This window comes from Brachyspira sp., from assembly GCF_029258575.1.
Lineage (GTDB): Bacteria > Spirochaetota > Brachyspiria > Brachyspirales > Brachyspiraceae > Brachyspira.
This window is the reverse complement of the sequence record NZ_JARHYI010000104.1, coordinates 1-10,409: the sequence shown is the minus strand read 5'-3', so window position 1 is coordinate 10,409 and position 10,409 is coordinate 1. Positions and strand designations below refer to the sequence as shown.

The 10,409-nt window shown below is 26.5% G+C and carries 8 protein-coding genes; 4 read left to right on the top strand and 4 right to left on the bottom strand.

Annotated elements, in window-relative coordinates; all coding sequences use genetic code 11:
- The first annotated feature begins 239 nt into the window (after nt 1-239).
- The 4 genes from Q1J76_RS08060 (at nt 240) to fliD (ending at nt 5,393) form a co-directional block, all read left to right on the top strand.
- Complete coding sequence (locus Q1J76_RS08060) at nt 240-1,733, top strand: hypothetical protein (RefSeq protein WP_300369490.1); 1,494 nt, start codon at nt 240-242, stop codon at nt 1,731-1,733.
- Between the two features lie 148 nt (nt 1,734-1,881).
- Complete coding sequence (locus Q1J76_RS08055) at nt 1,882-2,583, top strand: JAB domain-containing protein (protein ID WP_300369487.1); 702 nt, start codon at nt 1,882-1,884, stop codon at nt 2,581-2,583.
- Nucleotides 2,584-2,585: 2 nt separating this feature from the next.
- Entirely contained in the window at nt 2,586-3,005 is a 420-nt protein-coding gene (locus tag Q1J76_RS08050; RefSeq protein WP_300369484.1) for a helix-turn-helix domain-containing protein, read from the top strand.
- Between the two features lie 186 nt (nt 3,006-3,191).
- Complete coding sequence (gene fliD / locus Q1J76_RS08045) at nt 3,192-5,393, top strand: flagellar filament capping protein FliD (protein WP_300369481.1); 2,202 nt, start codon at nt 3,192-3,194, stop codon at nt 5,391-5,393.
- A gap of 106 nt (nt 5,394-5,499) precedes the next feature.
- On the opposite strand, the gene Q1J76_RS08040 is transcribed toward fliD, so the two are convergent.
- The 4 genes from Q1J76_RS08040 to Q1J76_RS08025 all read right to left on the bottom strand — a co-directional run bounded on the left by Q1J76_RS08040 (nt 5,500) and on the right by Q1J76_RS08025 (nt 10,322).
- A complete protein-coding gene (locus tag Q1J76_RS08040) occupies nt 5,500-7,395 on the bottom strand; it encodes a tetratricopeptide repeat protein (RefSeq protein ID WP_300369479.1) in 1,896 nt (631 codons plus the stop codon).
- Nucleotides 7,367-7,912 carry a transcription antitermination factor NusB gene (gene nusB / locus Q1J76_RS08035; RefSeq protein WP_300369476.1) on the bottom strand — a complete coding sequence of 182 codons (546 nt, stop codon included), beginning with the start codon at nt 7,910-7,912 and terminating at the stop codon, nt 7,367-7,369. Before nusB ends, Q1J76_RS08040 begins: the two co-directional genes overlap by 29 nt.
- A gap of 152 nt (nt 7,913-8,064) precedes the next feature.
- Nucleotides 8,065-8,622 carry an adenylate kinase gene (locus tag Q1J76_RS08030; RefSeq protein WP_300369473.1) on the bottom strand — a complete coding sequence of 186 codons (558 nt, stop codon included), beginning with the start codon at nt 8,620-8,622 and terminating at the stop codon, nt 8,065-8,067.
- A gap of 101 nt (nt 8,623-8,723) precedes the next feature.
- On the bottom strand, nt 8,724-10,322 hold the full coding sequence (locus Q1J76_RS08025; protein WP_300369470.1) for a hypothetical protein: 1,599 nt from the start codon (nt 10,320-10,322) through the stop codon (nt 8,724-8,726).
- Nucleotides 10,323-10,409 lie beyond the last annotated feature (87 nt).

Here is a 10,409-nt window from a genome sequence, read left to right as displayed (position 1 = left end):
TTAGTTTTATATTCTATCAGGTTGCTGGAAGGATAGCAGGTATTATTTAGTTTTGATCCATAGGATAGTTTTTTAATATAGTGTTTAGCTCAAGGCTTTGTTATATGCAAAGTCTTGAGCGTTTTTTATTTTTATATATGATTATAAACTATATTAGGCATAATCAATAAAAATGTTGTTTACTTAATATATTTTATTAGTATAATTGTATATATAATACTTATATTTTGGAATACATTTTGAGAAACAGATTATTTATTATTTTAATATTAATTTTTAGTTTAATACTATTGAATACATGCGGAAATTATTTCAGTCCTAGATATTATTATCAGCAAATGTCTAATGGCGGATCAGGTAATGAAACAGAAGAGCCTGATATAGGAGGAGAGGATATTTTAAAGCCTGAAGAAGATCCTTTTAATAATGATGATGGTAAAAAACCTTGGAATAATCCTAATTATAGAAATTTTACTCTTGATCTTGATAAAGAATATGTTATAGCTGCTTCTTTTGGCATAAAAAATGAACCTAAATATATGCTTATAAAAGATGATACTTGGAAATTAAAGGATCCTTTAAGAAATGAATATTATTATAATGGCACCAATACCAAAGCAGCTGGCTTTGTTGTTAGTAAAGTAAAATATTATATGTGTAAAAATATGAATCCTACTTTCGTTTCAACTAGTGCTTATAATAAAAGCGAGAGATTAAAAAGATTTTGGTTTTATCGTTTTACTGGAAGTGCAGGACTTGATACGGACAATTATTTAGTTGCTATAGATAGTTATTCAAAATTAGTATTTGCTTTTGCTATACCAGTGAAATGGAAATCTATTTTAGGAATACCTGCTCCTATGGAATGGGGTGCTGTTGAATTGGGCTGGGAGGCTAGTGCTGACAGTGCTAATTTTAATAGTCAGATAAAATTTGCTGTTGATGGACTTACCTATTTTTATGAATATGATCCTGTGGGTATAGTGCATCCTAACGGAGATATAGAGATTTATGATTGGTGTATTCAGTCTATAGCGAATAATAATAGATATGCTCCGAGAGTAGATGGCGATCCTAAAGATTTAACTAGAGAAGTAGCACATTACAAAAAACCTGGACGATCTCCTTATTTACCAATGAAAATAATAGAAAAAAATAAAATTGCTTTGAATATTCAAAATGTTGCAATTGAAAATATAAGTGCTAAAAGCAAAAGTGGAAATAATTATTTATCAGAGGCTGGATTTTCTTATGATATTAGAGCAGGTTATAAATTAAATACAGATCAATTAGTATTTAACAGTATATCAGTAAAAGAAAAACCTAGTTTATTTTTTGATTCATTATTTAAAGTAGCAGTTGGAGAAAATAAAAGTATTATTTCTACTGTATATACACTTGATATGCAGTATGAGAATAAAGATGAGGTTTATATAGGTTTGGATGCAAATATTACTATGTATGATAAAAAATTTTCTATTCCTCAAATTCAAAATGATACTGTTATCATAAATAAAAATAATCCTATTATCAATTTTAAATATGATAAATCTCAAAATGCATTTGTGTTTACAGATATATCTGGAGCTGATAAAGTGAAAATAAAAGAACATACTCAAAATTTTATTCTCAAAAAAAATGAAACAAAAACTTTTTATATTGTTATAGAAGATGCAAATATTGGTACAGATGCATCTGGAAAAATAAAATTAATATATACATTATCATATTAAATTTTGTGATTTTTTTATAATAATTATAATTTTTTTAAAAAAGTTATAAAAGTTAAATATATACTGTTTATTTTCTTTAATAAATGGCTTATTTTTAAAAAATAATTTGTTTAACTAAGGCTATACTATAATTTATTAAGGAATGCGTATGTATAATGATTTTTATAATGATAATATCAAATTTAGTAATGCCTTAGAAGATGCTAATTCTGATATTGCAAATGAGAAGCAAATATTTGCATCTATTATATCAAATGGAATATCTTTAGAAAAGGCAAATACTATAGTAGAAAAGCTTTATTACAATTTTTATAATCTGCATAACATAGTTAATGCCTCAGAAAAAGAATTATTAAAAATTAAAGGTCTTAATTTGAAAAAGATTAATTTAATAAAAAGTATACCTTCTATTTTAGAATACTATTTATTGAGCAGTTTGAAAGTAGCTTCCCCTAGTATCAAGAAAAAAGATTTAATTAATTATCTTATAGTGAAACTAGGAAAACTTAAATTTGAAACTTTTTCTGTTATTTGTTTAGATATAAATAAAAGATTCATATCTGCAGAGCATATATTTAGAGGTACTATAGATTCAGCTACAATATATCCTAGAGATTTGGTAGAAAAATCATTATCAGTTGGGGCAAGCTATGTTATAATATCTCATAATCATCCTTCAGGCATATCAAAGCCGTCTAAAGAAGATATTGAAATTACAAAGGTTTTATATAAAGCATTTATGATGGTTGATATAAAAATGCTTGATCATATTATAGTTGCGGGTAATTCTTTTTATAGTTTTAAAGAAGACGGTATGTTTGATAAGTACAAACATAATGCGGAGGTTTGAATATGCTTACTACTAATTTGAAGAAGCCTTTTTACAATAGTATAGTCAGTGATAGTAAAGAAGAAAATAATTCTAGTAATGATATATTCAGAGATGATAATGAACTTATATCTTCAGTTGGTAAAAATATAAGAGCTATAAGAAAATCTCAAACAAAAACTATATCTGAAATAGCAGAAATGTCTGGAATATTAGCTAAATATTTGCAAAGTGTTGAGGTTGGTAAGAGAAATATATCAATAATAAATTTGAATAAAATAGCAAGAGCTTTGAATGTTCCTATAGCCATATTATTTAGTTATGATCATATAGAAAAAACTAAAAAACTTTTGTATATAGCAAATAAATTAAAGAATTATTCTGTATTACAATTATCGAATATAGATACTATAATAAAAGATTTAAAAAATATTGTTGATTAATTTATGTATATTTTAAGCTTTATCTTTGAAATTGTAAAATAATTTTTAATAATATATAAAATTATAATTTTTATAAATTCTTATGATTTTTTTTATTATTCCGATAATTTAAAAATAGATTTATTTTACAAAAATATTAAATTTTAGTTGTTATTAATATATATAATTTTTAGGAGAGGTGTTTATATGGCAACAAGTGAAGCTTTTCTTGATGAAGTATATAAAAATGCTGTAGAGGCAGAAGTAAATAAAAGGAGTACTACTCTTTCCAATTTGGCGGATAATGCTAGAGATTATCAAAGAGAAATTTCTGCTTATGAAGATTTAAAAGCAAGATTAGATACTCTTTCAACTGCTTCAAAAGAACTTTATGGTTTTCGTTCACCTTTTAGAAAATTTCTAGGAACAGGAGAAGGAATACCTGATTATTTTACTGTAACAGCAAATAGACTTGCTAATACTACCGCTTATGATATAGCCATTAAAGATATAGCAGCTAGCCAAAAATTCTCTTCTAAAGCATTTAATATGTCAGATGCATTACCAGCAGGAAAAATAGTACTGAAAATAGGTGAGGAAGAAACTACTATAGATTTTGCAGGCGGAAGTTTGGTAAATTTACAAAAATCTATAGATAAAGCTTTTGGTAAAAAAATCAAAACTACAATAACTCAAAAGTCTAAAAATCTACAAGTTCTTACAATAGATTTAGTAGCAACAGGTTCAAAAAATATAGTTGAAGTTGTAAGCGATGATGCTGGTATATTAAAAGAGCTTAATATGTTCACTAGAAGACCATACAGACATTTGGGACATATATTTAATGAACAGCTTTTAAGTAAATGGGAAGATGAATCTGACAATCTTACAACAAACTACATGGTAAAGAATGATTTTATAGTATTGAAGGGAGAAAATAAATTATCCCTTCCTTTACATAGAGAAGCTGAGGCTAATGAAAATATTACTTTATCAATAACAGCTAGAGTTTCAGATACTTTAGATGATGAAGAAGCTCCTATTATGCCTCCTACAGTTGATTTATCTATTCCAGACACTGGGTTAACTTTTAATAAAGTTGATAGTGTTATTTATAAAGATGTTGAGCTTTATGGAGAGGGTTTATCTCCTGCTGATAGTTCCAGAACTTTTGAAGATATAAAGAAATATAAAGAAGCATTGGAAGCTGAACGCAAAGCTAAAGAGGGCGTTGAAGCAGAAGCTCCTGAACCAATAGATGCTACAGGATTTAATTCTGAAATTATAGGAGTTAAATATATAAATAAAGCTGGAGATGAAGTAGAAAAATTCTTTGCTTTACCTACTATAAGTTCTTCTTGGCAGAGACTTAATATACCAATAGGTGGACAATTTGAACCTGGCGATGTTATTACTGAAGTTGTTCTTATAAATAAAAATGCTGGATACAATGTTTTTTATAAAGATTTGCTTATTGAGGATATGGGTAAGGAAGAAGATGCTCCTAATTATTTAATATCTGAAGCTACAGATGCTAGAGCGTCTATAGATGGTGTTGATGTATTAAGTGATAGTAATGAATTCAATAATGTTGTTGATGGACTTAATATTACGGCTAAGAAAGTAACTCCAGATGCATTTGCTACTACCATTGAAGTTGATAAAGAGGGAGTAGTTGATGCTATAGCTAATTTTATAAGAGCCTATAATGAGGTTGTTGATCTTTTGAATGACACTATTCAAAGACCTTTAAGCAGAGATATAAGAGAGGGGCTTGAAAACATGAATAGAACTGATTTGAATGATTTAGCCACTACTTTGGGAGTAGAGTATAATGTAGAAATGTCAGATTCTGCTTTAAGAAAGAAACTTTATTATGTAGGAGTGTTCAGCGGAAATACACTTGTAAGTACTATATCTCAAAGAGTTAGAATGATAGTTGCTGATGCATATGAAACAGAGTATGGTGAAGAATTGGCTCTTCTTGATCAAATAGGAATTAACAGAGGAGATGCTGGAGAAGATTGGTCTAAAGTAAAAAAAGGTTTCCTTCAGGTGGATGAAGAAAAGTTTATGGATAAAATAGAAACTCAAATGGATGGTATAGAGGAATTATTCTCAAATGATACTACAGGAGATGATATACCAGATACAGGCGTTGCTTATACTATGAGCGATTTTATAACTCCTTATTCTCAAACAAGAGGAATAGTTGAAAATAGTATCACTATGACAAAAAATCGTTTAGATGCAAATAAGAAAAGAATGGATGCTGAAAAAGATCGTATAGAAGCATACAGACAGCAAAGACTTGCTTCATATTATCAAATGCAGGCAGAATTACAGCAGGCTGAAAGAGAAAGAAAAAGACTTGAATCTTCATTGAATCAAAATAATAATGGAAATTAATTATTGATTATTAATCTTATATTAATTAGCAATCTTTTGAATAAATATATTTTCAAAAGATTGCTATAATTATATCAATTCATTTTATAAACTGAGGAGATAAAGATTAATTATTATACATAAGTTCTTTTTTAGTTAAAACTTGTCTTAATCCATCTTTAGCCTGCTGGTCATTTCCATTATAACTTAATGCATTTCTATAGCTTTCTTCAGCATTATCAAGTTCATTAATTCTATAATAGCATTTACCCAAAGATAAATTAATATCAAACATATCCCTTTTAGAATCCGCTAAATTCAAAGCTTCATTATAGGCATATATAGCATCATTATATTGAAGTCTTCTATATGAGAATGCTCCGTAAAGCATGTAATTTTCAACACTAGGCGACATATCAACCAATTGTCCGTAATATGCTGTGGCATCATTATATGAGCGAATTTCCTCCATCATAGTAGCTAATGTTATCCAAGCATTTTCTCTTACTAAAGTAGTATTATTTTCATCATTTGCCGCTATAAGTAAAGATTCTTTTGATTTATTATAATCTTTTGTTTTATAATAAAGCATTCCAGCTCTGTATATACTTTCTCTGTCTTTAGGATATTTAGAAAGAGTATAATTATAATAATTCAAAGCTTCATTATTATTTCCTGTATTTTCATAATAAACAGCAAGTGTTCTGCTTGGAAAAGCATTTCCAATATCTTCAGCAATTGACTCTTTTAATAATTTTATTCCTTTGTCAGAGTTACCATAGTATAATTCCAATTCTCCTAATCTAGGCATAAATATAGCATTATTAGTTTCTATTCTGTATATTTCTTGATAGTATTTAAGAGATGGTAAAAAATCTTTTTGTCTGTATGTTATATCTCCAAGTCTTTCCAATGCAGTTTTATATAAATCATCTTTATTATTTGCCATTATAATTTTTTTATAATTAGCTTCTGCTTCTTTAAGCATACTTCCTTTATAGTAAGCATTAGCAAGTAGTCCTGTAGCATAATATGTATTTGTATAATCTTTCATTTTTGTTAATCTTAAATAATATTTAACAGCTCTGTCATATACATTTTCTTTTTCATATAATTCTCCTAATGCCAATATAGTATCCACATCATTAGGATTTTGCTCTAATATTTGTTCATATACTTTTTTAATTCCGTCATAATCTTCAACTTGCTCATATATTTGTACAAGTTTTTTTATTGAATCAGGCTTTGTATCAGAGTTGACTAAACTTTTTAAATACATTTCTATTGCACTGTCAGTATCTCCTGATATAACATATATATCTCCAAGTATAGTAGCAGCCTTATCAGCATATTCTCCTTTACTTCTTCTTACCAATTTACTTAAAGTATCATAAGCTATACTTTGGAAACCTTCATTAAGAGCTATTAATCCAACATAAAATAAAGCTTCATCATTTTCTTCCAAATTCAAAACTCTTTCATAGTATCCTTTAGCCAAACGAGGTAAATTTCTATCCATATAGAATCTTCCCAAAGTAAGAAGGCTAGGTATATAATTACTATTTATTGATAATGAATTTTCTAATGAAGTTAATGCCTCATCGTACATCTCTTTTTCTAAATATGAAATACCCAAATTATGTTTTAACTGTTCATCTAAATATAATGAATTTGTCATTGTATTGAATATTTTTATTGCTGAATCATATTCTTTTGTTTCATTATATATTTGTCCAAGAAGTATATTTGCTTCGTATTGTTTTTTAGGATCTATTGTATCTCTGATTTCTTTTTTTAATATGTATTTAGCTTTATTATAATCTTTATTTTTATAATATTCTTTTGCCAAAGTATAATCGTCTACAATTTGAGAATTTAGTTTTACTTTGCCTTGTATTATTGCTACATTTAATGATATTATAGCAATCAAGCCTAATGCCCCTATAGATAATATAAAAACTATCATCTGAATATTTTTATATTTGTTTAATCTTTTACTGTATATCTTTTTCTTGTATGCCATCTAGAATCCCATTTACAAATTTATAAGAATCTTTATCACTAAAAATTTTTGAAATTTCTACAGCTTCATCTATTACAACAGATTTAGGTATATCCTTCAAAAATATTAATGAATATATAGACATTCTAATAATTGATTTATCTACATATTGTATTCTTTTTATATCCCAATTATTAGAATATTTTTCTATTAAATTATCTATTCTTTCTAAATTATTTATAGTTCCCTCTACTAAAGTTCTAGTAAATGAAAATATATTTTCAGGTATTTTTTTATCATAATCAAAATTCAAAATTTCATTTATACTTTCTTTTCTTTCATTTATTTCATAGGAGTATAAAGACATAATAGCATATATTCTTGCTTGTCTTCTTGCTCCGTAAGATGATAGATCTATATCTTTAATATTCTCTTTATGTTTTGATTTGATTATAACCTTTTTCTTAACAGCTTTTCTAGGCAAAGCTTCAATTTTTTCTGTTTCATTGCTATTATTTATATCATTCTCTTCAAGCATATATAAAACTCATTAAATTAATAATTTTTATAATATTATTTTTTATATTCTCGGAATATATATCATAAAAATAATTTTGACATCATAATTATTATATATAAAAAAAGACTGCAGTTTATAACCGCAGTCTTATCATATTTATAAATAATGAATTATAATGCATCTAATTCTTTTTTTATTTTAGCATATACCTCTTCAGGAGTACCAATACTTTCTATTTTGATTATTTTTGCTTTATCGCTATAATATTCTAATACAGGCTTGCTCTGATTTTCAAACACTTTTAATCTATTTTTAATAGTTTCTTCATTATCATCAGCTCTTCCTCTTTTTAATAATCTTTCTATTATTACTTCTTCTGAGGCAAATATATCTATTACAGCACTTATTTTATAATTAAGACTCTTAAATATTGATGATAATTCTTTAGCCTGTTCCATAGTTCTAGGGAAACCGTCTAGCATAAATCCTTTTTTACAGTCATCTTTTTTTATTCTATCTTTTAACATATCAATAACTAAACTATCAGGCACTAATTCCCCTTTATCCATATATGATTTTGCAGTTTTTCCAAGCTCAGTACCATTTGCTATATTTTCTCTTAACATATCTCCCGTAGCAATATGTGCTATAGAATAATCTTTTTCAATCAATGCAGATTGAGTGCCTTTTCCCACTCCGGGAGCTCCTATGAAAATTATATTAAGCATGTTTTACTCCTAAAATTACATTATTACTAGTAGTATAGTAAATAATAATGTTTTGTCAAATATAATTGAGAATTTTATTATTAGTTTTTATTATATTGATTTTACCACCGCCATGAATACATTATATTGGCTCCTCTGTAATCAGCATTAAATGAAAGCTGTTCCACGGCAAAGTTGTTTTCATTTATCCAAAGCATATAGTATATACCTGTAGTTAATGCAAAAGCACCTGTTATAACCATTCCTGCTATATATATGTTCATAGCTGTATTATAATTTCTTAAATTTATAGGAGGTCTATTAGGACTATTTTGATATTTATTATAATAATTAACCATAGTAGAGTCTAATACTTCACCTGCATATATATAAGTTCCTACAGAAAATATTGCACTTGCTATAGTTAATCCTAAAAAAACTTTTGTATTTCTTTCATAATTTTTAAATATTTTATCTACCAATGTAGGTTCTTTAAATCTCTTCATATTTGGAGTTAAATTCAGTGAATTTGTGTTATCAATAGTAAAAGTACCATAATAATCTATATAATTTCTATTTGTTATTTTTATGGAATATGTTCCAAAACCGAAATGCCTATTTATTATATTAGTAGGATTTTCTTTTATACCATTTATAACAACAGAACTTTGCTCTTCACCTGGTATATTTATTATAACCCTAGCCTTGTTAGTTAATTCTACTAATTTAAAATTTAAAAGTATATTTTCTTTAGGATTTTGAAATGAAAGCATAGTATCTATAGTTTCATATGAGTCTTTTTTTATGGTAAATCTATGATCATTAGTTGTTAGTGCAGGTATATATAAAGTTTCTCCGCTTTTTCCTATTAAAACATCATCTACATATATAAATGCATCTTTAGGGCTTACATCTATTGCAATGATTCCTGTTTTATCCAAAAAGCTTATTTTATTTGCTATATCTAAAGCATAATTTGGTATTTGTTCATCGATTTTTGCCTCTGGTATAGTTATAAAATATGAATTGATTTTTTTTTCTCTAATATATGCTATATATGTTGTTATATTAATATTCGGTCTGTCATATTCTATAGTACCGAATATAGCTACATCGCTGTTTCTTGTAAATACATATTTTTTTATATCATCTCCGAAATATTCATAATAATTTTTTCCTATATCTACTTTTTGTGTGAAATTATTTGTATTTTTCAAAATTACATTTGTTCCATTATAATCGAATAATACTTCATCTTCTTGTAAATCAAATCCTTTGCTTTCTGGGGTAATTAATTGAACATTACTTCTTACTCCTCCCCAATTGGTATAGGTTGTAATTTCATAATTTGTTATAATACTTATATTGCTTCCGTCATTTTTACTAGTATATGTAATATTGGTAAATTGATATACTTTATAATTATATGCTCTTTCAAAATCTACAGGAGTAATTACATAATTAGTTTCCGACTGCAGTTTTAATGTTTTATTATATTCTATTTGATTAGCAATGGAATCTGCTATTGCAAAACATATATAATTATAATTTGTATTATCTCCTATATTGGTATATATGTATACATCAACTTTAGCAGTTTCTGAACTTGTATAATATGGTCTTATCTTTTCAATAGTTATAGGTTTCCCGCCGAATGGGTAAAGTACTATACACAATAAAATTTCTAGTATTAGTGTTATAATGATTCTTTTTATATTCATATATTTAATATTCACTATTATCATACATAATTTTATTAATTCTATATCAAAAAACATCTTTTATCAATATTTTGTAATATTTTATTT

Bases quoted from the DNA above. Each gene is read 5' to 3' on its own strand.
- Q1J76_RS08055 (WP_300369487.1), top strand. From the start codon at position 1,882: ATGTATAATGATTTTTATAATGATAATATCAAATTTAGTAATGCCTTA.
- Q1J76_RS08050 (WP_300369484.1), top strand. From the start codon at position 2,586: ATGCTTACTACTAATTTGAAGAAGCCTTTTTACAATAGTATAGTCAGT.
- fliD (WP_300369481.1), top strand. From the start codon at position 3,192: ATGGCAACAAGTGAAGCTTTTCTTGATGAAGTATATAAAAATGCTGTA.
- Q1J76_RS08040 (WP_300369479.1), bottom strand. From the start codon at position 7,395: ATGGCATACAAGAAAAAGATATACAGTAAAAGATTAAACAAATATAAA.
- nusB (WP_300369476.1), bottom strand. From the start codon at position 7,912: ATGCTTGAAGAGAATGATATAAATAATAGCAATGAAACAGAAAAAATT.
- Q1J76_RS08030 (WP_300369473.1), bottom strand. From the start codon at position 8,622: ATGCTTAATATAATTTTCATAGGAGCTCCCGGAGTGGGAAAAGGCACT.
- Q1J76_RS08025 (WP_300369470.1), bottom strand. From the start codon at position 10,322: ATGAATATAAAAAGAATCATTATAACACTAATACTAGAAATTTTATTG.